The organism is Acidovorax delafieldii, assembly GCF_007993815.1.
Classification (GTDB): Bacteria; Pseudomonadota; Gammaproteobacteria; order Burkholderiales; family Burkholderiaceae_C; genus Acidovorax; species Acidovorax delafieldii.
Genome location: NZ_VJWE01000012.1, coordinates 80,149 through 104,236 on the forward strand (window position 1 = coordinate 80,149; position 24,088 = coordinate 104,236).

28 protein-coding genes are annotated in these 24,088 nt (G+C 66.0%); 15 read left to right on the forward strand and 13 right to left on the reverse strand.

Annotation, left to right across the window (positions count from 1 at the left end):
* Positions 1-47: 47 nt before the first annotated feature.
* Positions 48-986 carry a LysR family transcriptional regulator gene (locus tag ATF69_RS09700; protein WP_056063168.1) on the reverse strand — a complete coding sequence of 313 codons (939 nt, stop codon included), beginning with the start codon at positions 984-986 and terminating at the stop codon, positions 48-50.
* 104 nt (positions 987-1,090) lie between these two features.
* On the opposite strand from ATF69_RS09700, the gene ATF69_RS09705 reads away from it, so the two are divergent.
* From ATF69_RS09705 to ATF69_RS09725, 5 genes are all read left to right on the forward strand, one after another.
* Complete coding sequence (locus tag ATF69_RS09705; protein WP_146870792.1) at positions 1,091-1,792, forward strand: pirin family protein; 702 nt, start codon at positions 1,091-1,093, stop codon at positions 1,790-1,792.
* Positions 1,793-1,832: 40 nt separating this feature from the next.
* Positions 1,833-2,246: a DoxX family protein gene (locus tag ATF69_RS09710; protein WP_056744599.1), complete on the forward strand. Its 414-nt coding sequence runs from the start codon at positions 1,833-1,835 to the stop codon at positions 2,244-2,246.
* A gap of 143 nt (positions 2,247-2,389) precedes the next feature.
* Positions 2,390-2,944 carry a flavodoxin family protein gene (locus ATF69_RS09715; protein WP_056744601.1) on the forward strand — a complete coding sequence of 185 codons (555 nt, stop codon included), beginning with the start codon at positions 2,390-2,392 and terminating at the stop codon, positions 2,942-2,944.
* A 59-nt stretch (positions 2,945-3,003) separates the two neighbouring features.
* Positions 3,004-3,411, forward strand: a complete 408-nt coding sequence (locus ATF69_RS09720) for an OsmC family protein (protein ID WP_099730380.1) — start codon at positions 3,004-3,006, stop codon at positions 3,409-3,411.
* Positions 3,408-4,301: a pirin family protein gene (locus ATF69_RS09725; RefSeq protein WP_146870793.1), complete on the forward strand. Its 894-nt coding sequence runs from the start codon at positions 3,408-3,410 to the stop codon at positions 4,299-4,301. Before ATF69_RS09720 ends, ATF69_RS09725 begins: the two co-directional genes overlap by 4 nt.
* Before the next feature lie 63 nt (positions 4,302-4,364).
* Here the strand turns inward: ATF69_RS09725 and ATF69_RS09730 are convergent, their stop codons facing one another.
* The 4 genes from ATF69_RS09730 to ATF69_RS09745 form a co-directional block, all read right to left on the reverse strand.
* The gene (locus tag ATF69_RS09730; protein WP_099732121.1) at positions 4,365-5,147 is read right to left on the reverse strand and encodes a sulfurtransferase; all 783 of its coding nucleotides are present in this window, start codon (positions 5,145-5,147) and stop codon (positions 4,365-4,367) included.
* A gap of 87 nt (positions 5,148-5,234) precedes the next feature.
* A complete protein-coding gene (locus ATF69_RS09735; protein WP_146870794.1) occupies positions 5,235-6,089 on the reverse strand; it encodes a MinD/ParA family protein in 855 nt (284 codons plus the stop codon).
* A 10-nt stretch (positions 6,090-6,099) separates the two neighbouring features.
* Complete coding sequence (locus tag ATF69_RS09740) at positions 6,100-6,873, reverse strand: GGDEF domain-containing protein (protein WP_056065041.1); 774 nt, start codon at positions 6,871-6,873, stop codon at positions 6,100-6,102.
* Between the two features lie 91 nt (positions 6,874-6,964).
* Positions 6,965-8,653: a SulP family inorganic anion transporter gene (locus ATF69_RS09745; protein ID WP_146870795.1), complete on the reverse strand. Its 1,689-nt coding sequence runs from the start codon at positions 8,651-8,653 to the stop codon at positions 6,965-6,967.
* 145 nt (positions 8,654-8,798) lie between these two features.
* Between ATF69_RS09745 and ATF69_RS09750 the strand changes: the two genes are divergently transcribed.
* The 4 genes from ATF69_RS09750 to ATF69_RS09765 all read left to right on the forward strand — a co-directional run bounded on the left by ATF69_RS09750 (position 8,799) and on the right by ATF69_RS09765 (position 11,830).
* The gene (locus ATF69_RS09750; protein ID WP_056063145.1) at positions 8,799-9,290 is read left to right on the forward strand and encodes a BON domain-containing protein; all 492 of its coding nucleotides are present in this window, start codon (positions 8,799-8,801) and stop codon (positions 9,288-9,290) included.
* A gap of 100 nt (positions 9,291-9,390) precedes the next feature.
* Positions 9,391-10,629, forward strand: a complete 1,239-nt coding sequence (locus ATF69_RS09755) for a PLP-dependent transferase (protein WP_146870796.1) — start codon at positions 9,391-9,393, stop codon at positions 10,627-10,629.
* A gap of 104 nt (positions 10,630-10,733) precedes the next feature.
* Complete coding sequence (locus ATF69_RS09760) at positions 10,734-11,603, forward strand: DUF2189 domain-containing protein (protein ID WP_244303693.1); 870 nt, start codon at positions 10,734-10,736, stop codon at positions 11,601-11,603.
* 47 nt (positions 11,604-11,650) lie between these two features.
* Positions 11,651-11,830, forward strand: a complete 180-nt coding sequence (locus ATF69_RS09765; RefSeq protein ID WP_146870797.1) for a hypothetical protein — start codon at positions 11,651-11,653, stop codon at positions 11,828-11,830.
* Positions 11,831-12,011: 181 nt separating this feature from the next.
* Here ATF69_RS09765 and ATF69_RS09770 read toward each other — a convergent pair whose 3' ends face one another.
* Positions 12,012-12,692 carry an arylesterase gene (locus ATF69_RS09770; RefSeq protein WP_146870798.1) on the reverse strand — a complete coding sequence of 227 codons (681 nt, stop codon included), beginning with the start codon at positions 12,690-12,692 and terminating at the stop codon, positions 12,012-12,014.
* Between the two features lie 15 nt (positions 12,693-12,707).
* Here ATF69_RS09770 and ATF69_RS09775 point away from each other — a divergent pair, with 15 nt between their 5' ends.
* From ATF69_RS09775 to ATF69_RS09790, 4 genes are all read left to right on the forward strand, one after another.
* Complete coding sequence (locus ATF69_RS09775; RefSeq protein ID WP_146870799.1) at positions 12,708-13,409, forward strand: ABC transporter ATP-binding protein; 702 nt, start codon at positions 12,708-12,710, stop codon at positions 13,407-13,409.
* Positions 13,410-13,526: 117 nt separating this feature from the next.
* The gene (rlmB, locus tag ATF69_RS09780; protein WP_056063133.1) at positions 13,527-14,273 is read left to right on the forward strand and encodes a 23S rRNA (guanosine(2251)-2'-O)-methyltransferase RlmB; all 747 of its coding nucleotides are present in this window, start codon (positions 13,527-13,529) and stop codon (positions 14,271-14,273) included.
* 34 nt (positions 14,274-14,307) lie between these two features.
* Positions 14,308-15,033 carry an SIR2 family NAD-dependent protein deacylase gene (locus ATF69_RS09785; RefSeq protein ID WP_146870800.1) on the forward strand — a complete coding sequence of 242 codons (726 nt, stop codon included), beginning with the start codon at positions 14,308-14,310 and terminating at the stop codon, positions 15,031-15,033.
* Positions 15,034-15,222: 189 nt separating this feature from the next.
* Positions 15,223-16,389, forward strand: coding sequence for an ABC transporter substrate-binding protein (locus tag ATF69_RS09790; RefSeq protein ID WP_146870801.1), 1,167 nt, complete (start codon positions 15,223-15,225; stop codon positions 16,387-16,389).
* Between the two features lie 121 nt (positions 16,390-16,510).
* On the opposite strand, the gene ATF69_RS09795 is transcribed toward ATF69_RS09790, so the two are convergent.
* Positions 16,511-17,125, reverse strand: a complete 615-nt coding sequence (locus tag ATF69_RS09795; RefSeq protein WP_146870802.1) for a chromate transporter — start codon at positions 17,123-17,125, stop codon at positions 16,511-16,513.
* Entirely contained in the window at positions 17,122-17,718 is a 597-nt protein-coding gene (locus tag ATF69_RS09800; RefSeq protein WP_099732119.1) for a chromate transporter, read from the reverse strand. Before ATF69_RS09800 ends, ATF69_RS09795 begins: the two co-directional genes overlap by 4 nt.
* A 256-nt stretch (positions 17,719-17,974) precedes the next feature.
* On the opposite strand from ATF69_RS09800, the gene ATF69_RS09805 reads away from it, so the two are divergent.
* Positions 17,975-18,820, forward strand: a complete 846-nt coding sequence (locus ATF69_RS09805; protein WP_146870803.1) for a fumarylacetoacetate hydrolase family protein — start codon at positions 17,975-17,977, stop codon at positions 18,818-18,820.
* Between the two features lie 70 nt (positions 18,821-18,890).
* Here the strand turns inward: ATF69_RS09805 and ATF69_RS09810 are convergent, their stop codons facing one another.
* The gene (locus ATF69_RS09810; protein WP_146870804.1) at positions 18,891-19,175 is read right to left on the reverse strand and encodes a 7(1) septoil knot domain-containing protein; all 285 of its coding nucleotides are present in this window, start codon (positions 19,173-19,175) and stop codon (positions 18,891-18,893) included.
* A 237-nt stretch (positions 19,176-19,412) separates the two neighbouring features.
* Here ATF69_RS09810 and ATF69_RS09815 point away from each other — a divergent pair, with 237 nt between their 5' ends.
* Positions 19,413-20,120, forward strand: coding sequence for a VIT1/CCC1 transporter family protein (locus ATF69_RS09815; protein WP_146870805.1), 708 nt, complete (start codon positions 19,413-19,415; stop codon positions 20,118-20,120).
* Between the two features lie 111 nt (positions 20,121-20,231).
* On the opposite strand, the gene ATF69_RS09820 is transcribed toward ATF69_RS09815, so the two are convergent.
* The 4 genes from ATF69_RS09820 to ATF69_RS09835 all read right to left on the reverse strand — a co-directional run bounded on the left by ATF69_RS09820 (position 20,232) and on the right by ATF69_RS09835 (position 24,083).
* Positions 20,232-21,293, reverse strand: a complete 1,062-nt coding sequence (locus tag ATF69_RS09820; RefSeq protein ID WP_235511576.1) for a phytanoyl-CoA dioxygenase family protein — start codon at positions 21,291-21,293, stop codon at positions 20,232-20,234.
* Between the two features lie 42 nt (positions 21,294-21,335).
* Entirely contained in the window at positions 21,336-22,688 is a 1,353-nt protein-coding gene (locus ATF69_RS09825) for a type II toxin-antitoxin system HipA family toxin (protein ID WP_146870806.1), read from the reverse strand.
* Between the two features lie 44 nt (positions 22,689-22,732).
* The gene (locus ATF69_RS09830; protein WP_056744627.1) at positions 22,733-23,035 is read right to left on the reverse strand and encodes a helix-turn-helix transcriptional regulator; all 303 of its coding nucleotides are present in this window, start codon (positions 23,033-23,035) and stop codon (positions 22,733-22,735) included.
* 70 nt (positions 23,036-23,105) lie between these two features.
* Positions 23,106-24,083 (reverse strand): LysR substrate-binding domain-containing protein, encoded by a 978-nt coding sequence (locus ATF69_RS09835; protein ID WP_146870807.1) that lies wholly within the window; start codon positions 24,081-24,083, stop codon positions 23,106-23,108.
* Positions 24,084-24,088 lie beyond the last annotated feature (5 nt).

The following is a 24,088-nucleotide window of genomic DNA, read 5'->3' on the forward strand; positions in this document are numbered from 1 at the left end:
AGGAACCACTCTACACGCGGTGCCGGCCTGTGCGCACTTGATCAGGGTCACAAATGATGGTGGTTTTCCAGCAGAGCGCGGCGTGTGGCGGGACTTTGCAGCTGGTTCAGCCACCACTGCAGCGCGCGGCCGGGTGCGGTGAAGCCGGGACCACCCCAGGCGTAGTGCACGCGCACGTTGCGTTCGGGCCGGGCCACGCGGCGCGCCACCAGACGGCCTGCCTCCAGGTAGGGGCGCACCATGGGTTCGGGCAGAAAGCCGCCGCCCAGGCCGCGCAACTGCACGCGCACCTTGGCCTGCATGGTGTCCACCGTCAGCACATCCTGCCCACCCAGCAGGCCCATGGTGGCGCCGCCCCGGGTGGCCGAATCGGCCACGGCCACGGCGCGGTGTTCGAGAAGCGTGGCGTCGGAGATGGGCTCGGGCGCGGTGGCCAGCGGGTGATGGGGCGCCACCACGTAGATGAAAAGCACGTCACCCAGCAGCCCTTGCTGCAGGCCGGCCACGTTGTTGCTGGCCACCGAGACGCCAATGGCCAGGTCTGCGCGGCCGGAGGTCAGCGCCTCCAGCGTGCCGGTCATGATGCCGTCGCGCAGCTTCAGCCGCGTCGGGGGCTTCATGGCGTAGAACGCGTCCACCAGCTCCAGCAGGGTGTGGGGCGAAATGATGCCGTCGATGGACAGCGTGAGCTGCGGCTCCCAGCCCGTGGCCACGCGGCGCACGCGGTGGGCCACGGCGTCGATGTCTTGCAGCAGGCGCGCGCCTTCGCGCAGCAGCTCCACCCCGGCCTCGGTGGGGCGGGCCTGGCGTGCGCTGCGGTCGAACAGCAGCACGTCCAGTGCGTCTTCGATCTGGCGCACGCGGTAGGTGAGGGCGCTGGGCACCAGGCCCAGTTGCCGTGCGGCGGCGGCAAAGCTGCCAGCCTCGGCAATCACCTGCAGCATGGTCAGCGCATCGGGGGTGAGGACATCGCGGGCGTTTTGCATGGTGGCGCCATGTTAATTCAGATTATTTGAATAGTGCCATCAATCCGTCTGTGCCCGAAGAGGAGGCTGCGGTCCTACAGTCGAGTCTTGAAAGGAGCACTCACATGCTGACTGTTCGTAAATCGCAAGACCGGGGCCACGCCGACCATGGCTGGCTCAATTCCTTCCACAGCTTCTCGTTTGCCGGGTACTACGACCCTGCCCACATGGGCTTTGGCAACCTGCGGGTCATCAACGAAGACCGCATTGCGCCGGGCACCGGGTTTGGCACCCATGGCCACCGCGACATGGAAATCATCAGCTACGTGCTGTCGGGCGAGCTGGCCCATAAGGACAGCATGGGCAACGTCAAGGGCATCCCGCCCGGTGACGTGCAGCGCATGAGCGCAGGCACCGGCGTGCAGCACAGCGAGTTCAACCACGCTGTCGGCCAGACCACGCATTTTCTGCAGATCTGGATCGAGCCGAACGTGCGCGGCATCCCGCCCAGCTACGAGCAAAAGACCTTTGCCGAGTCGGAAAAGCGCGGCGCCCTGCGCCTGGTGGCATCGCCCGACGGCGCCCAGGGCTCGGTGAAGATCCATGCTGACGCAGCCTTGTATGCGGGCTTGCTGAATGGTGACGAGTCCGCCACCCTGGCGCTGAACCCCGCCCGCAAGACCTATGTGCACCTGGTGCGTGGCGCGCTGAGCGCCAACGGCCAGGCCCTGTCGTGCGGCGACGCGCTGCTGATGGAAAAGGAAACCACCTTGTCGTTGACCGATGGCCACGACGCCGAGGTGCTGGTGTTTGACCTGGCCGCCTGATCTTTACTTCGTAACCACTTTCACTCAGGAGTTCTTCACCATGTTCACATCCCTGCAAAACCCTCTGGCCCTGGCATCGCGCCTGCTGCTGGCCGCCCTGTTCCTGCCTGCGGGCATCAGCAAACTGACCGGCTTTGCCGGTACCGTGGGCTACATCACTTCGGTGGGCCTGCCCATGCCCACGGTGGCGGCAGCCGTTGCGGCGGCGGTCGAAGTGCTGGGCAGCCTGGCGCTGATCTTTGGCGTGGGCACCCGTTTTGCCGCACTGGCGTTGGCCTTCTTCACGCTGGTGGCCAGCTTCTTCTTTCATGCCTACTGGAACCTGCCCGCTGACAAGCAAATGATGCAGCAGCTCATGTTCTTCAAGAACGTGGGCGTGACCGGCGGCCTGCTGGCCCTGGCAGCGTTTGGCGCCGGCGCCTGGAGCCTGGACGCACGCCGCTCGGACCGCTGATCCGGTTGGCATGGAAAGGGCCTGCAACCCGCAGGGGTGCAGGTTCTGGCATTCAATCTCGTCGTTGGTTGTCGTTCTGTTGGTAGTTCTTTTGGTTCTTTCCCCTGGTCTCGTTCCCTCATCGTTTCAACAGGAGTTATCTCATGGCACACATCGCAGTTGTTTACCACTCGGGTTATGGTCACACGCAGCGCCTGGCGCAGTCTGTGGCGGAAGGTGCAGGCGCCCAGCTGGTCGCTATTGATGCAGAGGGCAACCTGCCCGAAGGCGGCTGGGAAACGCTGGCCGCTGCCAGCGCCATCATCTTTGGCTCGCCGACCTACATGGCGGGCCCCAGCTGGCAGTTCAAGAAGTTTGCCGACGCATCTTCCAAGCCCTGGTTCAGCCAGGCCTGGAAGGACAAGCTGTTCGCGGGCTTCACCAACAGCGCCAGCACCAATGGCGACAAGCAGATCACGCTCGACTACATGTTCCACCTGGCCATGCAGCACGGTGGCATCTGGGTGGGCAACGGCATGATGCCCGCCAACTCCAAGGCGGCCACGCGCAATGATGTGAACTGGATCGGCTCGTTCAGCGGCGCCATGTCCCAGTCGCCGTCCGACGCCTCGGCCGCCGAGATGTTCCCTGGCGACCTGGAAACGGGCAAGCAGTTCGGCCAGCGCGTGGCTGACGTGGCCCGCCGCCTCGTCCGTTAAGGCGAGGCCCCCGTTTGGCGCTACAGTGGCGCGCCCCAATACAACCAGGAGAACACCCCATGGCAGTTGAATTGCGGCGCGTCCCCGGCGCGCCCATGGCCCAGACCGTGCATATCCGCGCGCACGATCTCGTGGCCGATGGCAGTGTGGAGGAGGGCGGCGCTGACAGCGGCCCCAGCCCGCACGACCTGTATGACGCTGCCCTGGGGGCCTGCAAGGCGCTCACGGTGTTGTGGTACGCACGCCGCAAGGGCCTGCCGGTGGAAGATGTGCAGACCGTGGTCGAGCGCGACGCATCGGCCGAACGCACGGGGGTCTACCGCCTCGCGACCCGGCTGCAGGTCAGCGGTGACCTCACCGATGCCCAGATCGCCGAGCTGGAAACCGTGGCGCAGAAATGCCCTGTGCACAAGCTGATGACCACGGTGACGACCGAGATCAGCACTTCGTTGGAGCGTGCATCATGAGCGATACCCCCAGCTTTCTGCCCCTCGCGGGCCATGCCAAGGATCTGGGCGGCGGTTTCACCGTGCGCCGCCTGCTGCCCGCTGTGCAGCGCAAGGCCGTGGGGCCCTTCCTGTTTTTCGACCACTTCGGTCCGGTGACAGTGGCACCGGGCGACAGCCACGATGTGCGGCCCCATCCGCACATTGGCCTGGCGACGGTGACCTACTTGTTCTCTGGCGCCATCATGCACCGCGACAGCCTGGGCTACGTGCAGCAGATCGAGCCCGGCGCCATCAACTGGATGACGGCGGGGCGCGGTATCGTGCACTCCGAGCGCCGCCCGGAGAGCCTTGCGAACCAGGCTTATGTGAACCATGGCATCCAGCTTTGGGCTGCGTTGCCGGCCGCCCACGAGGAAGCCGACCCCTCGTTTGTGCACACGCCTGCGGCGGCCATTCCGGAGCTGCTGGTGGATGGCGCCACCGTGCGGGTGTTGATTGGCGAGGCCTTTGGTCAGACCTCGCCGGTGGCCACGTATTCGCGCACCTTGTACCTGGACATTCAGTTGCCTGCCGGCGCCACGATAGAGATTCCGGCGCTGGTGCCCGAGCTGGCGGTGTACACCGTGGATGCACCCGTGTCGCTGAACGGCGATGAGGTGCAGGCGCACATCCTGGCCGTGGCGGAACCCGGCCGGCCCCTGCGCCTGACGGCGGGCGAGAGCGCCGTGCGCCTGATGGTGATTGGCGGCGAGCCGCTGGATGCGCCACGCCACATGTGGTGGAACTTTGTCTCCAGCCGCAAGGACCGCATCGTGCAGGCCGCCAGCGACTGGGAGGCCCAGGCCATGGGCCAGGTGCCGGGCGAGGTGGAGTGGATACCCCTGCCGGAACACCGCTTCAAGGCGTGATCAAAGTGTGATATGTAGATAAAAATGGGCTGTAGCGCCAGTACATAAAACGCTGGCAGCTCATTATTTGATAGCGCCTTCTGTAGCGGCTGCAGCCGCTGTAGGCGTGTCGATGGCGAGCCCGGTGTCCAGCACGCGGCGCTCGTCAAACACAAAACACCCGCCGTGGTAGTGCGCGCCGTCTGTCAGCTCAAAGTATTTCAGGATGCCACCCTCCAGCTGGTAGACATGGGGCAGGCCTTCCTCGCGCATGAGGATGGCGGCTTTTTCGCAGCGGATGCCGCCGGTGCAGAAGCTCACCACCGTCTTGTCCTGCAGTTCGCTTTTGTGCGCGCGCAGCGCAGGGGGAAACTCGGTGAACTTGTCGATGCGCCAGTCGATGGCGTTGTCGAACGTGCCTGCGTCCACCTCGAAGGCGTTGCGGGTGTCGAGCGTGACCACTTCGCGGCCGTCGTCGTCATGGCCCTGGTCCAGCCAGCGGCGCAGCGTGGCCGGGTCTACAGAAGGCGCACGGCCTGCGGCGGGGCGGATGGTGGGGTGGTCCATGCGGATGATCTCGCGCTTGACCTTGACCAGCATCTTGCGAAACGGCACCGTGGCCGACCAGCTCTCCTTGGGCTCCAGGTCGGCAAAGCGTTCGTCGGTACGCAGCTGAGCCACAAAACCCCGCACAGCTTCGGCCGGACCCGCCAGAAAGAAGTTGATGCCCTCTTCGGCCAGCAGGATGGTGCCCTTGAGATGGGCTGCCACTGCACGCTCATGCAGCACATCGCGCAGCGCGGCGGCATCGGGCAGCGGCACGAACTTGTAGCAGGAGATGTTGAGGACGGTGTCGGTAGTGTTCACGGCAGTAAAAATGCACAAAGGCCCGCTGGCGGGCCTGTGGGTCACAGTGGCCGGGCTGCGCCTCATGCGCCGCCTGGCGTATCCGGGTCAGGCTGCAGGCGACAGCAGCGTGGACTCGATCTTGTTGGCCAGCTGGGCAATGGCCAGTGCCGCCGGGCAGCCGGGGGTCTGCAGCAGCAGCAGCTGGCGGCGCATCACGGCGTCGCGCACCGAGGGGTCGGCCGGGATGTCGCCCATGTGGATCAGCCGCATGGGGCGACCGGATTCGGTGCTCACAAAGCGGTCGAGCACCTGCTGCAGCTGGCTGGTGATGGCCCGGCCGTCGCCCGGACGCGCCGCCTGGTTGATGACCATGCGCACATGCTGGCGTTTTTGCTGCATGGCCAGCACCTTGATGGCAGCGTAGGCGTCGGTGAGCGAAGTGGGCTCGGGCGTGGCCACGATCAGCACCTCGGAGGCCAGGGACACCGAGAACAGCACCACGTCGGAGATGCCCGCGCCTGTGTCGAGCAGCACCACGTCGTAGCGCGGCGTGAGCGCCTGGATCACGTTCAGGAACTGGTTGCGCACTTCGGGCGTGAGGCGCGAATACTCCACCATGCCCGAACCGGCCAGCAGTACGTCAAAGCCACCGGGCGCGGCGATCACAGCATCGTCCAATGCGGCCTTGCCGGTGAACACGTCGTGCAGGGTGATCTTGGGGTGCAGGTTCAGCACCACGTCCAGGTTGGCCAGGCCCAGGTCGGCGTCGAGCACCAGCACGCGCTGGCCTCGGCGGGTGAGGGCGGCGGCCAGGTTGGCCGATACGAAAGTCTTGCCCACACCACCTTTGCCGCTGGTCACCGCAATGATGCGGGCGCCAGGAGCGGCAGAGGCCAGGGGGGTGGCAGGGCCTGCAGGGGCTGCAGGCGTTGTGGGTTGGGGGGACAGCGCGTCGCTCATCATCTAACTTTCAGTAGGCGCTGCCTGTTGGGTTGGGGTCCAGTGGAGGCAGGTCGCCCCAACCCGAAGGGGTGTAGAGCGGGCCAAACAACAGGCTTTTCTCTTCGGCACTGACGGTGCTGTCGGGTTGTTCCTCGATGCTGACGCGGTTGCGGCCCGACGCCTTGGCCTGGTAGAGCTGGTGGTCGGCCCGGTCGGTCCACAGCAGGGTGGTGGATCGGATCCACTGCATGGCAAACGCTCCGCCGATGCTCACGGTGACGTTCAGCTCCACCGTGGGGGAAATGCGGATGGGCGTGTTGGCCACTGCGCGCCGGATGCGTTCTGCCACCACGCGGCCAAAGGCAGCCTGGCAGGCCGGCAGCACCACGGCAAATTCTTCACCGCCGTAGCGGGCCAAGGTGTCCATGGGGCGCACGCAAGCACTGAGCGTGCGGGCCACCGACTGCAACACCACGTCACCAGCCAGGTGGCCGTGGGTGTCGTTCACCTTCTTGAAATGGTCGATGTCCAGCATCAGCAGCAGGGCCGCCTCGCCTGAGCGTGTGACACGGTCGATCTCGCGCTCGAGCACCGCGCGGAAATGTCTGCGGTTGGCCAGGCCGGTGAGCGGGTCTTTGAGCGACAGCTCGCACAGGCCATCGATGAGACCCTGCAGGTACAGGGAAGGCACCTCGCGGTGCAGTGCTGCCTCGCTGCCGCCGGCCTGAGCCACCAGAGCGTGAGCAGTATCCAGGCGAAGGTCGCGCAAATCTACCAGATGAGAGGCCGCAGAGTCAGACACAAATTGGAACAAAAAGAGTTAGGCAAGTGTACCAGTGCGCCAGCAAGAACAGGGCCAACGCAAGGCCGGCGCAGCGTAGGTAAAACCCGGCTCACGCCCGCGCCACGGGCTGGGGAAGCTGCTGCAGTGCCACCAGCGCCTCGGCATCGGTGCGGTACATGGCCAGCCCGGGGCCCAGCTTCAGCAACCCCGCCTGCCGCAGCACCTGCTCTGCTGGCAGCTTCAGTCCGCTCAGATGCAATGTCCCACCCCGCAGTCCCATTTGCGCCAGCAACTGGGCGAAGGTTTCCACGCCGGTCACATCGATGCGGTTGATGGGCTGCGCCAGCAGACACAGGTGCAGCACCTCGGGGTGGGCGGCCAGGTGTTCGGTCACGCGCCGCTCCAGAGCGCTGGCAGAGGCAAAGTCCAGCTCCGCGTCCATGCGCAGCGCCAGCAGCCGGGGTGCCAGTGGCGGCAAGTGCCACAGGTGCCGGTCGCGCAGGCTCCCATCAGGGTGCAGGCCCACTTCAATGATGCGCGGGTGCAGTCGCTGGTAGAGAAAGTGGCTCAGATTCATCAGCAAGCCCACCAGCACGCCCCAGTACATGCGCGGCGCCGTGGCCAGGGTCAGGGCAAAGGTGACGCCGCCGATCACTGCCTCTACCCGCGACACCCGCCACAGCCTCATCAGGGTGCCCGGTTTGATGAGGCTGGTGACGGCCGTGACCACGACCGCCGCCAGCACCGACTGCGGCACGTGGTACAGCGCGGGCGTCAACCACAGCAGCACGACCAGCACCAGGCTGATCGCAAACAGTGTGGCCCAGCCCGTCTTGGCACCGGCGTAGAGGTTGATGGCCGAGCGTGAAAACGACGCACTCGTGGCAAAACTGCCGCACAGGCCACTGCTGATCTTGGCCAGGCCCTGGCCAATCAGGTCCTGGTTTTCGTTCCACTGCTCCTTGGAGCGCTGGCTTTCCACCTTGGCGCTCGATGCCGTCTCCAGAAAGCTCACCAGCGTCACCACCAGCACGGGCATGACCAATGCACTGAAGCTGGACCAGGGCAGGGCACCGGGCCAATAGGGCGCTGGCAAGCCCGATGGCAAGGCGCCCACCACTGCGCCACCTGCATCGGCATAACCCAGAGCCCAGCTCAGAGCACCCGCAGCACCCACCACCACGATGGCCGCCGGGAACTGGGGCAACACGCGGCGCGCCAGCATCAGCAAAGCGAGGCTCCCCAGGCCGAAGCCCGCTGCAGTCAGGTCGAACAGCCCCAGCGATGGCGTGGACAGCAGGGCGCCCCAGTCGGCAGCCCGCAACCCGGTCAGTGCCACCAACTGCGACCCCAGGATCAGCAGGGCCGCCGCCTGCGTAAACCCATTGAGTACGGGTGAGGTCACGAGGTTGAGCAACCAGCCAAAGCGCGCCATGCCCATCACCATCTGCAGCAGACCCGACAGCAGGGCCATCCATGCCGCCAGGGCCACCCACTGCGCACTGCCTGGCTCCGCCAGGCCGGTGAGCGAGGCGCCGATCAGCAAACTGGTGAGCGCTGTGGGCCCCACCCCCAGCCGCGTGGATGAGCTGAACAGCACGGCGACCAGCGCCGGAATCAGCGATGCGTAGATGCCCGTGACCAGCGGCATGCCCGCCAGCGCCGCGTAGGCCACACCCTGCGGTACCAGCATCAGCCCCACCGTCATGCCCGCCCAGAACTCCCCTTTGAGCAGTTGTCGGTCAGGGCGGGGCCATTTCAAAAAAGGAAGCCAACGGGCGAGCGAAGACACGGTCATGCCCCGATTGTCACCCGCTCCGCAGGGAGTGCGGCCGATACGCGGCTGGCGTTGCCGTCCTACAAGCACTTCGGCGATGTCCGACCCGCAAGCCGCGGCCCGCTGCCTACAGTGAGGCCATGTTTCAACCGCAAGGAGTCATTGCATGAACCCCAAGAATCTGATCGACCGTCCCGCCCATCGCGTTGCGAGCATTCTGGCCGTGAGCGCCCTGGCCCTGGGCCTGGCCGCCTGCAACAAGACCGAAGAGCCCACCGTGGGCCAGCGACTGGACTCTGCCGTCGAAAAGACCGAACAAGCCGCAGCTGACGCCCGTGTGAAGGCTGAGGGCGCGATGCAGAACGCAGAGACCAAGATGGAGCAGGGCGCGGCCAATGCGGAAGCCACGGCCAAGCAGGCAGCCAACTCCGCCAAGGGCGTGATCGACGATGCCACCATCACCGCCCAGGTGAGCGCGGGCCTGGCCAAGGACCCCGACCTGAGCGCCGTCAAGATCAATGTAGACACTGTCAACGGCAAGGTCACGCTCAACGGGCCCGCACCCTCCACGGTGGCCCGTGACCGCGCCGAGACCATTGCCAAGGGCGTGAGTGGCGTGACCTCGGTGAACAACCAGCTGGTCGTGACGGCTGGTTAATGCCAACCTGCAGGGCTTGTGGTGCATGCATCCCAAGCCCTGCGGTGTGATCGCCAAGCGATCTGAGCGCCGCCCGGGTCACTCCGGACGGCGCGCTACCATGGCTGGCATGAAAGACCACGACATTGATCTTGCCACCCATATCGTCCACCACGACTACCAGCCTCCCGCCGGGTTTGTAGCCCCCCAACCGGGGGTTTTCAAGGCCTCCACCGTCATCTTTCCCAGCGTTGCGGCCATGCGCTCGCGCGAGTGGAAAGACAAAAGCGGCTACACCTACGGGCTGCACGGCACGCCCACGACCTTCATCCTCGAAGAGCGCCTGTGTGCGCTGGAGGGCGGTCTGCAGTGTGTGCTGGTGCCCAGTGGCTTGGCGGCCATTGCCAACGTGGGGCTGGCGCTCCTCAAGCCCGGCGATGAGGTGCTGATTCCCGACAACGCCTACGGGCCCGGCAAGGATCTGGCCAATGGCGAACTCGCCCGGTTCGGGATCACCCATGTGTTTTACGACCCTTTGGATCCGGCTGACCTGGCTGCCCGCATCACGCCGGCCACCCGTCTGGTCTGGCTGGAGGCGCCGGGCTCTGTCAGCATGGAGTTTCCGGACCTGTGCGAGCAGGTGCGCATTTGCCGCGATAGGGGCGTGACAACCGCGCTGGACAACACCTGGGGCGCGGGCCTGGCGTTTGCGCCCTTTGACCTGACGGGCGACGGCAGCCTGGGGGTGGACATCTCGGCCCATGCGCTCACCAAGTATCCGAGCGGTGGAGGTGATGTGCTCATGGGCAGCGTGATCACGCGCGACCCGGGCCTGCACATGAAGATCAAGCTGACGCACATGCGGCTGGGACTGGGCGTGGGGGCCAACGACGCCGAGGCCGTGCTGCGTGCGCTGCCCAGCATCGGACTGCGCTATCGCGCCCACGATGACGCTGCCCGCCAGCTGGCGCGGTGGTTTCAGCAGCAACCCGTCATTGCGCAAGTGCTGCACCCCGCGCTGGAAGGCGCGCCCGGCCATGCGCACTGGAAGGCCCTGTGTGGTGCCGCTCACGGCGGGCAGGGGCTGGCAGCTGGCTTGTTCAGCGTGATGATCGACGCCCGGTACACGCAACAGCAGGTGGATGCCTTCTGCGACGGCTTGCGCTTGTTCAAGCTGGGCTACAGCTGGGGCGGCCCCATGAGCCTGGTCGTCCCTTACAACATTGCCAGTATGCGCAGTCGGCCGCCCGCCCATTTGAAGCCTGGCACGCTGGTGCGGTTTTCGATCGGCCTGGAGGCTGTGGAGGACCTGCGGCGCGACCTGCAACAGGCGATGGAACGCGCCTTCACCCAGGGCTGAGCGGCCTCGGCAAGGGTCCGGCGCGGCCCACTGCCGCTGGATTTCGTGTGGGATACGGGCTTTCCTCAGTGGCGCAGCCGAACGGGCGGGCTTAGTGTGGCGGCATGAACGCGACATCCTCCAAGCCTGCGCCGGACACCCTTGGCACCCCAGACACCTCCGAGGCCCGGCAGGCTGAGGCCATTGCCGACCGCGTGAAGGCCCAGACCGCCCAGCCCGTGCAGCTGCAGCCGTTGCGCGTGGCCGACCCCTTCCGGTGGCTGCGGCGCGGCCTGGACGATGTGCGCGCCGCGCCGGGCATTGCTGTTTTCTATGGCGTGTGCTTCTGGGTCATGGCGGGGGTGCTGGGCTGGGTGTTCCGCACGCGGCCTGAATACACCATGTCGCTCGCCAGTGGCTGTCTGCTGGTGGGGCCTTTTCTGGCCATGGGGCTTTACGACACCAGCCGTCGGCGCGAGGCGGGCCTGAAGCCGCAGCTGAGCGAATCCCTTACCTGCTGGGACAGCCACATGGGCAGCATGGGCATGCTGGTGCTGGTGCTGGTGGTGCTGGAGCTGCTTTGGGGCAGGGCCTCGCTGGTGGTGTTTGCCGTGTTCTTCAACACCGGCATGCCCTCGACCACCGGTGTGCTGCAGGCGGTGTTCAACCCGCAGAACTGGAGCTTTGTGGCGGTGTACACGGTGGTGGGCGGTGTGTTTGCGGCGCTGGTGTTTTCCACCTCCGTGGTGTCCATCCCCATGATTCTGGACCGCGACACCGACGCGCTGACTGCGGGCATCACCAGCATGCGTGTGGTGATTGAAAACCCCGGCGTGATGCTGCTGTGGGGCGCATTGATCACCCTCATCGTGGCCGTCTCGCTGTGGTTTTGGGGGGTGGGCCTGGTGCTGGCGGGGCCTGTGCTGGGCTTTGCCAGCTGGCATGCGTACCGAGCTGCCGTCATTCCGCTGCAGCGCACCCCGGCAGGGGCCTGAAAACCCCGTCCTGTTACAGTGAGTCTCAACTTCAGGAAGCAACTACCTTGGCAACACCCAACTACGGATACGAAAAACGCCAGCGCGAACTCGCCAAAAAACAAAAAAAGGAAGAGAAGCTGAGGGCCAAAACACAGCGCAGGCCGAACGATCCGCATGGGGATGACCAGCCCGCTGACGACCAGCCAGCGGGCGCTGCAGGCCATCCCGAGCAGCCTGCAGGCTGAGTGACCTGGCTGCGTCACAGGGGTCCGCTGCACCAATCGCCGCGCCCTGTGCATCTGCGGTCTCTGGCGGTCTGCAGCGTTGCAAATACTCTTAATAGCTACGGCTATTGCTGCGTTTTGCGCCTGGCAGCCCCTCCCGATCTGCAGCACACACTGATCGCTCGATGCGTGCAGCGAATCCCTAACGCAGCAGCTTTTTGAGCTCTGGCCACACGTTGGCCAGCATTTGCGGATGCGCTTCGGCGCGAGGGTGAATGCGGTCGGGCTGGAACAGGCGGGTCGGGTCCGGTCCGTCAGCCACACCCTTCAAGAAAAATGGCACCACGGCCGCCTTGTGGGCCTGCGCCACGGTGGTGAATAGGCCCGCAAACTTGTTCGCGTAGTCGGTGCCATAGTTGGGCGGCACCTGCATGCCCACCAGCAAGACCCTGGCCCCGGCCTTTTGCGCCGCCTGGGTCATCCAGGCCAGGTTCTCTTCGGTGTTCTTGAGCGGCAGGCCGCGCAGGGCATCGTTGCCCCCCAATTCAATCACCACATGGCTGGGCTTGTGCTGCGCGAGCAGTGCAGCCAGGCGCGAGCGGCCGCCCGAGGTGGTCTCGCCGCTCACGCTGGCATTGACCACGGTGGCTGAGAGCTTGTCTTGCGCCAGTTGTTTTTCCAGCAGTGCCACCCAGCCCGTGCCCCGCGCCAGGCCGTATTCGGCGCTGAGCGAGTCCCCCAGCACCAGAATCACCGAAGGGCGTTCGGCAGTCCCTGCCTTGGCGGCGGCCTGCGCAAAGGCCGTGGGCGCACAAAGCCCCACCACCAGGCCGATAGATGCGCTCAGGATAAAGTGGCGCCGTTGCTGCAGATTGCGAATCAAAGTAAAGAGCCTTTCATGTCCGAACCCTCCCCGCTGCCCAAGACACCGCCCGCCACCCCCATCATTGCCGTGGAGCATGTGTTCAAGTCGGTGACGGATTCCACCGGAACCCTCGACATTCTGCGGGATATCGATTTCCGCCTGGCTGCCAGGGAAACGGCGGCCATCGTCGGCGCCTCGGGCTCGGGCAAGAGCACGCTGCTGTCCATCATCGCGGGGCTCGATACCCCCACGCGCGGAACGGTGCGGCTGGACGGCCACGACCTGTTTGCCATCGATGAAGATGCGCGGGCTGCATTGCGGGCCCAGAAGGTGGGTTTTGTGTTCCAGAGCTTCCAGCTCATGGGCAACCTCACAGCGCTGGAGAACGTCATGCTGCCGCTCGAGCTGGCCGACCGCCGCGATGCACGCAAGGCCGCCACCGAGATGCTGGCGCGCGTGGGGCTGGGGCAGCGCCTGTCGCACTACCCCAAGGTGCTGTCGGGCGGCGAGCAGCAGCGCGTGGCCCTGGCCCGGGCGTTTGTGGTGCAGCCTGCCGTGCTGCTGGCCGACGAGCCCACGGGCAGCCTGGACTTTGCGACCGGCGAAACCATCATGAAGCTCATGTTCGAGCTCAACCGCGAGTTGGGCACAACGCTGGTGCTGGTGACCCACGACCGCGCGATGGCCGCGCAGTGCGAGCGGCGCATCACGATCGATGCAGGGCGCGTGGTGTGAGTGGTGGGTGGGGTTTTTGAGCGTTTTGGGCTGCAGGCGCTAGTGAAACATGCGCAAGCAGCTATGAATTTGATAGTGGTCTGAGGGAGTAGGCTGCGCCCAGCGGATAATCCCCCCATGTCCAGCCCCAAAGTTCTCTTCGGCTTTCACGCCGTGGGCGTGCGTCTGAAGACCGCGCCGCAATCCATCATCGAGATTTACTACGAAGCCACGCGCCGCGATGCGCGCATGCGCCAGTTTCTCGACCGTGCCCGCGAGGCAGGTGCCCGCCTCATCGAAGCCGACAGCGTGCGCATTGCCAAGCTGGCGGGCAGCCATGGCCACCAGGGTGTGGCCGCGCGCGTCGAGCCCGTGGCGCAGGTCACCTCGCTCGATGAGCTGCTGGAAAACCTCGAAGCCGCAGGCATCGAGCAGCCCCTGCTGCTGGTGCTGGACGGCGTGACCGACCCGCACAACCTGGGTGCCTGCCTGCGTGTGGCCGACGGCGCGGGTGCCCATGCGGTCATCGCCCCCAAGGACCACGCAGTGGGCATCAACGCCACCGTGGCCAAGGTGGCCAGCGGTGCGGCCGAGACCATGCCGTATTTCATGGTCACCAACCTCTCGCGCACCCTGAACGAACTCAAGGAGCGCAACATCTGGTGCATCGGCACCAGCGACGATGCGCCCAAGACCATTTATCAGGTGGACCTGAAAGGCCCCGTGGCCCTGGTGCTGGGCGCCGAGGGCGACGGCATGCGCCAGCTCACGCGCAAGACCTGCGATGAGCTGGTAAGCATCCCCATGAAGGGCGCGGTCGAGAGCCTGAACGTGTCCGTGGCCAGCGGCGTGTGCCTGTACGAGGCGCTGCGCCAGAGGACTTGATCCTCGGCCCGCTGGCTCCACCGAGGAAGGCACCATGCTGGACACCGTGAAAGCCTGGGTCCGGCAAAGCCAGCGCATCGCCGTGCTGACGGGCGCAGGGGTCAGCGCCGAATCTGGCGTGCCCACCTTCCGCGATGTGCAGACGGGCTACTGGGCGCAGTTCCGCCCCGAAGACATGGCGACCGAGGCAGGCTTTCGCGCCCACCCGCAGCGGGTATGGGACTGGTACCAGTACCGGCGCGACCTGCTGGCTGGCGTGTCGCCCAACGCAGGGCATCTGGCGCTGGCCGACTTTCAGCGCCGCTGCCCCGACTGCATCACCCTCATCACCCAGAACGTGGACGGGCTGCACCAGCGCGCGGGCAGCACCGGCGTGCTGTGCCTGCACGGCGACATTTTTCAGGACCGCTGGCTCGACACCCCGCGCAACTGCTGCTTCATCGACCACGCAGTGGCCGGCCACCCGCCGTACTGCGACCGCTGCGGCAACATGCTGCGTCCGGGCGTGGTGTGGTTTGGAGAGCCTTTGCCGCTGGCGACGTTGGAGGCCGCCGAACAGTCGGCCAACCAGTGCGACCTGATGCTGGTGGTGGGCACGGCCGGTGCGGTGTACCCCGCAGCGGGTCTGGCCCACCAGGCTCGGGCCGCCGGTGCCAGGGTGGTGGTGCTCAACCCCGCGCCCAGTGCGTTGGACGATGCAGCGCACGCGGTGCTGCGCGGCACGGCGGCGACGGTGCTGCCGCAGTTGCTGGGCGATTGAGCGGGTGTGCGTGGCGCAGGCGCTCAGCCCCGGGTTGCGCGGTGCTGCAGGGGGCGTTCACACGCTGTCGAATCCCGGTAGAAACCCTGATTTGACGTACTCCTGCCACCCTTTGTCGCACAGCTGACAGGCGGGGAGGCGCTCTGGCCGGTAGCCTGCTCCACCTTTGTTTTATCTGCCCTGCACACCATGAGCCGTCGCCACTTTCTTTTGCGTGCCACCCAGGCCGTTGCCGCCACTGGCCTGCCCGCATGGGCCCACACCGCGATGGCGGCCGAGGAGGCGTTGACTGCGCGCTCCATTACCCTGGGCTGTTCCATTGCCCTGACGGGCCCGCTCGGCCAGGCAGGCATCGAGCAGGTGGCGGGCATGAAGGCCGCGTTTGCCGAGGTGAATGCCGCTGGCGGCGTGTTGGGCCGCGAGATCCGCATGGAGGTCAAGGACGACGGCTACGTGGCTGCGCGCACGCTCAAGAACGTGACCGAGATGGTGGAGGCGCAGTCGGTGTTCGCACTGATCTCGCCCCTGGGCACGGCCAACACCGCGTCCATCCTGCCGCTCATCGAGTCCAAGGGCATCCCCACCGTGGGTCCGGTGACCGGCGCCACATCGCTGCGTGCAGCGGCCAACAAGCACGTGTTCTTCTTGCGCCCCAGCTACCGCGAAGAAACCCAGCGCCTGGTCAAGCAGATCGTGGACATGGGCCTCAAGCGCATTGCCGTGGTGTACCTGGACAACCCGTTTGGCAAAGAGGTGCTCAAGGACATGTCTGCGGCGCTGGACGAGATCAAGGTCGAGCGCGGCGGCGAGTTTGCGCTGGCGGTGGACGGCAAAAATGGCGCCGAGCTGGCCGACAAGGTGGCGGCAGAGCGCCCCGGTGCCGTGCTGCTGGCCACCACGGGCACGGCCAACACCGCGTTTGTGCAGGCTTTCCGTGCCAAGGCGCAGGGCGTGCCCCTGGCCGGCCTGTCTGTCACGGTGATCTCGTCGGAGTTGCCCAAGCTGGCCGCGTCCACGCGCGGGCTGGCGCTGGTGCAGGTGTTCCCGGATGCCAACTCGCAAAAATCGGTGGTGGTGCGCAAGTTCCAGAGCACCATGAAGGCCACGGGGGGTGATCCTGCGTTCTTGAACAGCGGCAGCGCGCTGGAAGGTTGGCTTAACGCCCAGATCATGATCGAAGGCTTGAAGAACGCAGGAAAGGAACCCACGCGCGAACGCCTGCGCGCCGGGCTGATGGCCATCCGGTCTCTGTCGTTTGGCGACTTCAACGTGGGCTTTGGCAACAAGGCGCCCTACATCGGCTCGGACGCCATCTACCTGGCGATCTACGCGGAGAACGGTCGCCGGATCAGCTAGCGCGCAGATCGCGCCCTCCCGCTCAGCGGCAAGACCGACAGCCTCACAAGGTGCAAGGGCCAGCGCATGCGCTGGCCCCTTTTTTGGTGGCACCGCCAGGTGAGGTGTCTCACCCCGTAGCTCAGACCAGCCCCAGCGCACCCAGCAGTGCACCGGCGCCCAGCATCCACAGCAGGTGCAGCTTGGTGCGCCAGACCAGCACCGTGGCTGTGGCGGTTAGCAGCCACAGTGGCCAGTCGGTGGTCCATTCGCCATGGGCGCGCGCCAGCACCCAGGACGTAGCCACCAGCAGGCCGATCACCACCGGGGCCATGCCTTGCTTGAACGCGCGCACGCCGCGCCGCTCGCGGTTGCGGTGGCCCCAGCGCGTGGCCGTCCAGGTCAGCAGGCTGCTGGGCAGCATCACGCCCAGCATGCACACCGCCATGCCCAGCGCGCCCAGCAGCCAGCCAGCCACACCGGGGCCGCCTGCGTTGATGCCCACGTTCCAGCCCAGCAGGGCGATGAACAGCACGTTGGGGCCCGGTGCGGCCTGGGCGATGGCGATGGAGGCGTTGAACTGCGGGTCGGTCAGCCACGCCTGGCGTTCGACCAGAAAGCGGTGCATGTCGGGCGCGGTGGCAATGGCGCCACCCACAGCCAGCAGCGACAGCGACAGGTAATACAGGAACAGGTTGAACCAGTCGCCGATGCTCAGGGCCATCAGCGGCGCGGTGAGGGAGGCGGTGCTGCTCATGGTGCGAGCTTTCTCCAGGTCAGCAGGCAGGCGGCCCCGCCGATCACCGGCAGGATCCAGAAGAGCGGCCAGCGCAGCCAGGCCATGGCCACGATGGTCAGCGCCGTGATGGCCAGGCACAGGGGGCGGCCGAGCGGATGGTTGCGGATGGAGACAAACAGCTTGATACCCACCCCGGCAATCAGGCCTGCCGCCACGGCCCCCATGCCACGCAGCGCGCCTGCCACGGCCGGTTGGGCAGAGAACTGCGCATACACCACCGCCAGCGCCAGCACCAGCATCAGCGGAAACGTCAGCATGCCCGCCAGCGCTGCAAACGCGCCGCGCAGGCCAAAGTAGCGGTCCCCGATCATGATGCTGAGGTTGACCACGTTGGGGCCCGGCATGATCTGCGCCACGGCCCAGTCTTCGACAAACTCTTCGTTCGTCATCCAGCGTTTTTTCTCCACCAGTTCGCGCTGCACGACCGCCAGAACACCACCAAAACCCTGCAGCGCCAGCCAGGTGAAGGACCAGAACAGATCGGTCGGGTTGCGGGGCTGCGGGCGCGCAGGCGTTTCGGTGGGGGGGGGTGAGGCGGTGGCGGGTGCCATGGGTGCTAGATTCAGTGAAAAGTGGCTGATGCGCCGGTAATTCATGCCTTGATAGCTATCATTGTGATAGCTGTTCGGTGATGCGGCGGCCCCCGTGATGTTACGCGCGCATGAGGCGGTGCGCTGGCGTCGGGGCGTCGTCATCGGGCAAGCCCGGGGCGGCCATTGGTGCACGCGCGCAAGGCGGTGTGCCGCTATGCTGCCGGGTGGTACGCCCCCCGGGCCCTGGATTCATCCATAGAGACAAGGACACCCCATGAAACTCATTCGATACGGCCAGCCTGGTGCAGAACGCCCCGGTCTGGTGGACGCCCAAGGCACGCTGCGCGACCTGTCCATGCTGTTGCCTGATATCGGCCCCGCGCAGCTCAGCCCGCGCGCCCTGTCGGCGCTGGCCGCCATTGACGCGCGCCGCCTGCCTGCCGTCTATGGCTCGCCCCGCCTGGGCAGTCCGGTGGGCGGTGTGGGCAAGATCGTGTGCGTGGGCCTCAACTATGCCGACCACGCCAAGGAGGCGGGCATGCAGCCGCCCGCCGAGCCGGTGCTGTTCATGAAGGCCGTGACCGCGCTGAGCGGCCCCAACGATGATGTGCGGATACCGCCTGGCGCCATCAAGACCGACTGGGAGGCGGAGCTGGGCATCGTCATCGGCACCCGCGCCCGTCATGTGTCCGAGGCCGACGCGCTGGCCCATGTCGCCGGATATGTGCTGGCCAACGATGTGTCCGAGCGTGCCTGGCAGTTGGAGCGCGGCGGGCAGTGGGACAAGGGCAAGAGCTACGACACCTTTGCGCCCATTGGCCCCTGGCTGGTGACGGCCGATGAGGTGGCCGACCCCCACGCCATCGACCTGTGGCTAGAGGTGAATGGCCAACGTGTGCAAAACGGCAGCACGCGCAATTTCATTTTTGGCGTGCCCACCGTGGTGTCGTACATCAGCCAGTTCATGACCCTGGAGCCGGGCGACCTCATCCTGACCGGCACGCCTGCAGGCGTGGGCCTGGGGCAAAAGCCCGCGCCGTGGTTCCTCAAGCCTGGTGATGTGGTGCGCCTGGGCGCCACGGGGCTGGGCGAGCAGCTGCAAAAGTGCGTGGGTGGGTGAGGCTGGCTGAGACCAGCAGGGGCGTAGTGTGGTCACGCACACCCGAGGGGGGTAGGCCCATCGGGCTTCGTCAGGCCAGCTTGCCCTTGAGCGCATGCCCCTGGGTGCGCCAGCCCGCTTGGTCTGCATGGGCCACCTTGAAGACCTTGAGGTCCGCCTGGCTCTCGCGCTTGACCTTGAATATTTTGAAGCTGGCCTGGTTCTCGTAGTTCACGAAGAACCAGGACGCATCGCCTGTGGCCTGTGTGGCGTAGGCGACCTCGTGCCAGCACAGGTCGGCCTGGCTCTCGTAGGCCACTTCGCACACGCGTGCATCGGCCTGGTTCTCGTATTTCACTTCCAGAATTTTGGCCACGGGCGTCCTTCGGGTTGTAGGTCTGCTAACGCTGGGAGCCTGCAAACGGCAGCCCTTTGCAGGTTTCAGCCGAGAGGTTGGCGGCAGCGCGGCCCACCAAGATAATCCAAAACCGCTGGCATCGTGCTGGCAGCGGTGCAAGAGGATGTAAGAGCCCGCTGCGGCCACCTGTTGGTTTGGCTTGTCGGGAGTGTGCATGTATGGTGCTGGCTTGTACCTTTGACTTTGGAAGCCCCCATGCCCCATACCGCGCGCCGTGCTCATACCGAGGGCCACCGTTCTGACCGCATTGGCTGGCTACGCGCCGCGGTGCTGGGGGCCAATGACGGCATCGTCTCCACCGCCAGCCTGGTGGTGGGCGTGGCGGCTGCGCAATCGAGCCAGTCCACCATCGTGGTGACGGCGGTCGCTGGGCTGGTGGCGGGCGCCATGTCGATGGCGGCGGGCGAATATGTGTCGGTGCATTCGCAGGCCGACACCGAAAAGGCAGACCTTGACCGCGAGCGCGCGGAGCTGGCCACAGACCCTGCGGCCGAGGCGCGCGAACTGACCGCCATCTACGTCGGCCGAGGCCTGACCCCCGAGCTGGCCCAGCAGGTGTCAGCGCAGCTGATGGCGCACGACGCGCTGGGCGCACACGCGCGGGACGAGTTGAATGTGTCCCCAGCGCTGGCTGCCCGACCGGTGCAAGCGGCCCTTACATCAGCCGCCAGCTTTGCGGTAGGGGCAGCCCTGCCGCTGGCTGTTGCCGTGGTGGCGCCCGCCAGCAGCCTGCTGTATGCGGTGGCGGGCTCGGCGCTGATCTTTTTGGCGCTGCTGGGGGCTGTGGCAGCGCGCACAGGTGGCGCAAGCATGGCCGTGGGGGCCTGGCGCGTGAGCTTCTGGGGGGCTCTGGCCATGGCCATTACGGCGGGGGTGGGTGCATGGTTTGGGGCGCCGGTGTGATGTCCGCTGGAGCGTACGGCTCAAAATGGCTCAAAGTGCTTGATTTATATGCCTTGAATGCTATGAATTTTCTGGTTTTTGCTGCGCCTGCTGTGCTCCTTCCCCCGCACTTCAAACCCAGTGTTCATGACAGGGCACGTGAGCAGGTGTCAGGTTGATGTACTGCACCAGCCGCGGCCGTGTGCCCCGATTGGGGCTGGGGCCGTGGGGCAGGGCCTGGTGCCAGATCACCAGGTCGCCTGCGTCGGCTCCGATGGGCGTGGCGCCCAGGGCTTGCAGGTCTTGCTGGCGGGGAGCGGCATCCGCGGGGAGCTGGCTCAGCCAGTCACCCATGCGGCGATGAAATCCCGGCACCAGGGTGAGGGCGCCTTGTTCGGGGGGCGTGTCGGTCAGGTACAGGATGCCTTGGGTGGCAAAGGGTATGGGCTGGTAGAGGCTCACATCCCAGTGCATGCCCTGGCCCCCGTAGGGGTAGCCGGGACGCTCGGGCGCGTTGAAGCCGCACCGGTCGGTGCTGCGCCATAGGTCGGCTGTGCCCCATAGCTGGGCGAACGCCTTGTGGATGCGCAGGGAGCGGCGGTTGACTTCAAAAGCTGGGTGTTGAAACAGTTGCACCATGGTGTTGCGTGGGGCGTGGGCATACCAGGATTGCGCATCTGCAGGGTCTGCCCGCACTGCGTCCCACACCACCTGCGCTGCCGCGGCGCTGTCGGCTGCGGGGACGGCTTGGCGCACGACCACATAGCCATGCGTTTCCCAGTGGGCCAGGTCGTCGGCATCCAGCACCGGCTCCATGGCATCGATTTGGGCGTGAAGTTCCACAAAGGCTTGCGGTGCAGGATGGCCTTCCACAAGCGCTTGAAGTCGCTCCACGGTGATTGCGTCGGGCACGCCCCCCGTGCGGACGATCCAGTCTTCAAAAGTAGCAAAGTCTGGGGCCTGGCGCATCACGTACTGCATGGTTTGCTCCAACCCCACACCCAGCGCTGACAGCACGATCTGCGTGCGGTGGGCTTCAGCTTGCGCACCTGCTGCAACCAGCCCCTGCCGGGTTGACATCCAGCGCGCCCAGCAGCGCTTGATGTGTGGGACTTGCAGGGCGCCCACCTCCGCATCGTGCGGCAAGGATGCATGGGCTGGCGCGAGCATGGATTTCTGGATGGGGGTGTACATGGATGGACGCAGAAAGCTAAGACGGTTCAGTGTGGTCAATCATCACGGAGTCAGGGCTATGCCGCCCGCAAGCCTTTGGGTTACCGTACTGCGTACACTGGACGGGGCATCCCGCAGCAGGTTCGGCCATTCGCTACTGGCTCGCTTCACCACATCCCGCAGCAGCGCCAGGTGCCGGGGCACGCGCAGCAGCCCGGCGGATTTCATCAGGCCTTCCATGTCATCCCAGGTCAGCGCCCGCAGGGTTTTGTCGATGGCTCGGTTCACGGCGTACTGCTGGTCTGGCACGCCATCAAAAAACGCGGCCACGCATACCGGGTCATACAGCGGGGCCAGTTGGGGCACGCGGCCATCGGGGTAGATCAGGGCCCAGTTTTTCAGGTGGGCGTCGGTGTTGCCCATCAGGATGAAGGCCACCATGCGCGCGAGAAATTCTCGCGTGTCCTGCACCGGCTGCCGGCTCAGGCGGTTGAGCACACGCAGCATGGTGGCCCAGTCGTGCAATACCCCCTTGCCGTGCGACTTGCCGTATTTTTGGCGGGGCGTGTAGCCCAGCACCTGGTTGAACTCCTCCATGTGCACACGGGCGCCGCCGGGCAGGTGGTCAAAACGCTGCACGGCCAGGATGTCGTTGAAGGGAACGGTGTCGGGCAGGTCGGCCTCGGCGCGGGTGATGACGCGCGCCGAGGCCACGTTCAGCCCCAGCGCCATGCACAGCTGGTAGCCGGTGTACTCGTTGGCCACCAGGTCCGGGTGCGCGCTGGTAGGCAGCTTCAAAATCACGCTGCCCGCCGCGCCCTGGCGGTGCACGGTGTAGCGGCGGCCGTCCTGCACCGCGCTGAACTTGGTCACCACGCCGGGGAGCGAGGCTGCGTCTTCCACCGGGAACTCCACAAACCCTGGCTCCAGCACATCGAGCCCCTGTGTGGTGTGCCAGTAGCGCACCACGTCCGGGATGCCGTCTTGCGCGGGCACGGGCTCCACCTCCAGCGCGCCCATCAGATCATGGCCTGCAGCGGCCAGCAGCTCGAACTCGTCGTCGGGGCTGCAGCCGCGCTCGCGCGCCAGCCGCTCGCGGTTGTGGCCTTCGGGCAGCAGGTTCTGGAAGTACACGGGCCAGCGCCCATCGGTGCGCACCAGCCGCGCATCGCGTGCTGATGCCAGGATCTGCTGCGTGGCGGCCTCGTCCGCGCCCTGGTAGCTGAGCGACAGGGTGGGGCGCTGCGGGTTGCGGATGTAGCTCTCGTCAAACGACACACGCAGGATGTCGCCGTATTGCGAGAGGTAGCCGATGGCCTCACGACGACTTGCTGTCGTACCTGACTCGCCCGCACTGCCGTCCGCCTGCGGGGGGCGGTGCAGGTACAGGCGCAGGTAACGGATGGAGGTGCTCATGGGGTTTGGGCTGGGCAGTGCGGTAGGGTGGTGCGTCGTCAGAGTCAGCGGCGCAGGCTATCCACCACCGAGGGCGGCGCATCCACCCCCTCGGGCTGGCCCAGAAACTTGCCACCGGCCTGAATGAATGCCTCCAGGCTGGGCCGCAGGCTGCTGGGTACGGCAATGATGTCCATGCCCAGCACCCGCGCCATTTCGGCCAGGGTGGAATAGCGGGGGTCCAGGTCGCCGCCTTCGGTGCGCTGCACCGTCATGCGGGAGAGACCCGCACTTTCGGCCAACTGGGCCTGGGTCATCTGGTGGGCTTTGCGGGCGGCGGCGAGAGCGGGGATGAGATCGTTTGGCATGATGATATTTATACTCTTTTTTAAGACAAAGAGTATATAAATATACAAATTTTCGCTGCCATGACTCGGTTTAGAACGAAGCCAACGAAGCCAACGAAGCCAACGGAGGCAATACCTCGCTGCGCTCTGTGCAAAACCGCTGGGCCTCCTCCAGCAGCCACTCTTTCACCAGCTCCATTGCCGGGCTAGGGTGCGTGGTGGTCACAAACGAATAGGCCGCGCGCGATGTCACGCTGCGCCCCAGCAGCGGCACCAGGCGCCCGGCCTTCACATCCTGCAGCACCAGCGCGGCGCGGCCCATGGCAATGCCCTGGCCGGCCAGCGCTGCGCCGAGGGCCAGTTGCGACAGGTTGAACTGCTGGCCGCCCGCCCAGGGCGGTGGTGCGGCGCCCCTCTGCGCAAACCAGTGTTGCCATTCTTCGTAGGTGTCTGCGCCTTCCCAGGCGCTGCCGTCGTGCAGCAGCCATTCGCCGTGCAGATCATCGGGCGCGTTGATGGGAGGGTGTCGGGCCAGGAACTCGGGGCTGGCCACCGGAATGAGCCATTCGTCCAGGAACACGGTGGCATTCAGGTCGCGGTAACCACCCAGGTCAAAGCGCACGGCGGCTTCCACGCCGTCGCGCACCATGCGGGTGCGGTCCAGCGTGTGGAACTCGCCAAACACGCGCAGCCCGGTGTGGGGGTGCTGGCGAAAGAAGTCGCCCAGCCGGGGGGTGAGCCAGCTCATGGCAAACGAGGGCGAGCAGCTCAGCGTGGCGGTGGCGGCCTCTGTCGGCTGGCGCATCTGGGCCAGGGTGCTTTCTATGGCGTCAAAGCTCTCTCGCAGCACCACGGCCAGCCATTTGCCCTCGGGCGTCGGCACCAGGGCGCGCGGCGTGCGCAGGAACAGGGGGCGGCGCAGCCAGTCTTCGAGCTGCTTGACCTGCTGGCTCACGGCGCCCTGTGTGATGCACAGCTCGGCCGCCGCCTTGGTAAAGCTGCCGTGGCGGGCGGCTGCATCAAAACTGCGCAGCCAGGCGAGCAGGGAGGGGGAGAGGCGAATATCCATTATTA

Excerpts from the sequence above, each read along its gene's own strand:
- ATF69_RS09800 (WP_099732119.1), bottom strand. The coding sequence starts at position 17,718 with ATGGCACCCGCCACCGCCTCACCCCCCCCCACCGAAACGCCTGCGCGC.
- ATF69_RS09755 (WP_146870796.1), top strand. The coding sequence starts at position 9,391 with ATGGCTGGCATGAAAGACCACGACATTGATCTTGCCACCCATATCGTC.
- ATF69_RS09830 (WP_056744627.1), bottom strand. The coding sequence starts at position 23,035 with ATGCCAAACGATCTCATCCCCGCTCTCGCCGCCGCCCGCAAAGCCCAC.
- ATF69_RS09760 (WP_244303693.1), top strand. The coding sequence starts at position 10,734 with ATGAACGCGACATCCTCCAAGCCTGCGCCGGACACCCTTGGCACCCCA.
- ATF69_RS09785 (WP_146870800.1), top strand. The coding sequence starts at position 14,308 with ATGCTGGACACCGTGAAAGCCTGGGTCCGGCAAAGCCAGCGCATCGCC.
- ATF69_RS09700 (WP_056063168.1), bottom strand. The coding sequence starts at position 986 with ATGCAAAACGCCCGCGATGTCCTCACCCCCGATGCGCTGACCATGCTG.
- ATF69_RS09745 (WP_146870795.1), bottom strand. The coding sequence starts at position 8,653 with ATGACCGTGTCTTCGCTCGCCCGTTGGCTTCCTTTTTTGAAATGGCCC.
- ATF69_RS09725 (WP_146870793.1), top strand. The coding sequence starts at position 3,408 with ATGAGCGATACCCCCAGCTTTCTGCCCCTCGCGGGCCATGCCAAGGAT.
- ATF69_RS09795 (WP_146870802.1), bottom strand. The coding sequence starts at position 17,125 with ATGAGCAGCACCGCCTCCCTCACCGCGCCGCTGATGGCCCTGAGCATC.
- ATF69_RS09835 (WP_146870807.1), bottom strand. The coding sequence starts at position 24,083 with ATGGATATTCGCCTCTCCCCCTCCCTGCTCGCCTGGCTGCGCAGTTTT.
- ATF69_RS09750 (WP_056063145.1), top strand. The coding sequence starts at position 8,799 with ATGAACCCCAAGAATCTGATCGACCGTCCCGCCCATCGCGTTGCGAGC.
- ATF69_RS09790 (WP_146870801.1), top strand. The coding sequence starts at position 15,223 with ATGAGCCGTCGCCACTTTCTTTTGCGTGCCACCCAGGCCGTTGCCGCC.
- ATF69_RS09815 (WP_146870805.1), top strand. The coding sequence starts at position 19,413 with ATGCCCCATACCGCGCGCCGTGCTCATACCGAGGGCCACCGTTCTGAC.
- ATF69_RS09705 (WP_146870792.1), top strand. The coding sequence starts at position 1,091 with ATGCTGACTGTTCGTAAATCGCAAGACCGGGGCCACGCCGACCATGGC.
- ATF69_RS09735 (WP_146870794.1), bottom strand. The coding sequence starts at position 6,089 with ATGAGCGACGCGCTGTCCCCCCAACCCACAACGCCTGCAGCCCCTGCA.
- ATF69_RS09715 (WP_056744601.1), top strand. The coding sequence starts at position 2,390 with ATGGCACACATCGCAGTTGTTTACCACTCGGGTTATGGTCACACGCAG.
- ATF69_RS09720 (WP_099730380.1), top strand. The coding sequence starts at position 3,004 with ATGGCAGTTGAATTGCGGCGCGTCCCCGGCGCGCCCATGGCCCAGACC.
- rlmB (WP_056063133.1), top strand. The coding sequence starts at position 13,527 with ATGTCCAGCCCCAAAGTTCTCTTCGGCTTTCACGCCGTGGGCGTGCGT.
- ATF69_RS09775 (WP_146870799.1), top strand. The coding sequence starts at position 12,708 with ATGTCCGAACCCTCCCCGCTGCCCAAGACACCGCCCGCCACCCCCATC.
- ATF69_RS09805 (WP_146870803.1), top strand. The coding sequence starts at position 17,975 with ATGAAACTCATTCGATACGGCCAGCCTGGTGCAGAACGCCCCGGTCTG.
- ATF69_RS09820 (WP_235511576.1), bottom strand. The coding sequence starts at position 21,293 with ATGTACACCCCCATCCAGAAATCCATGCTCGCGCCAGCCCATGCATCC.
- ATF69_RS09825 (WP_146870806.1), bottom strand. The coding sequence starts at position 22,688 with ATGAGCACCTCCATCCGTTACCTGCGCCTGTACCTGCACCGCCCCCCG.
- ATF69_RS09710 (WP_056744599.1), top strand. The coding sequence starts at position 1,833 with ATGTTCACATCCCTGCAAAACCCTCTGGCCCTGGCATCGCGCCTGCTG.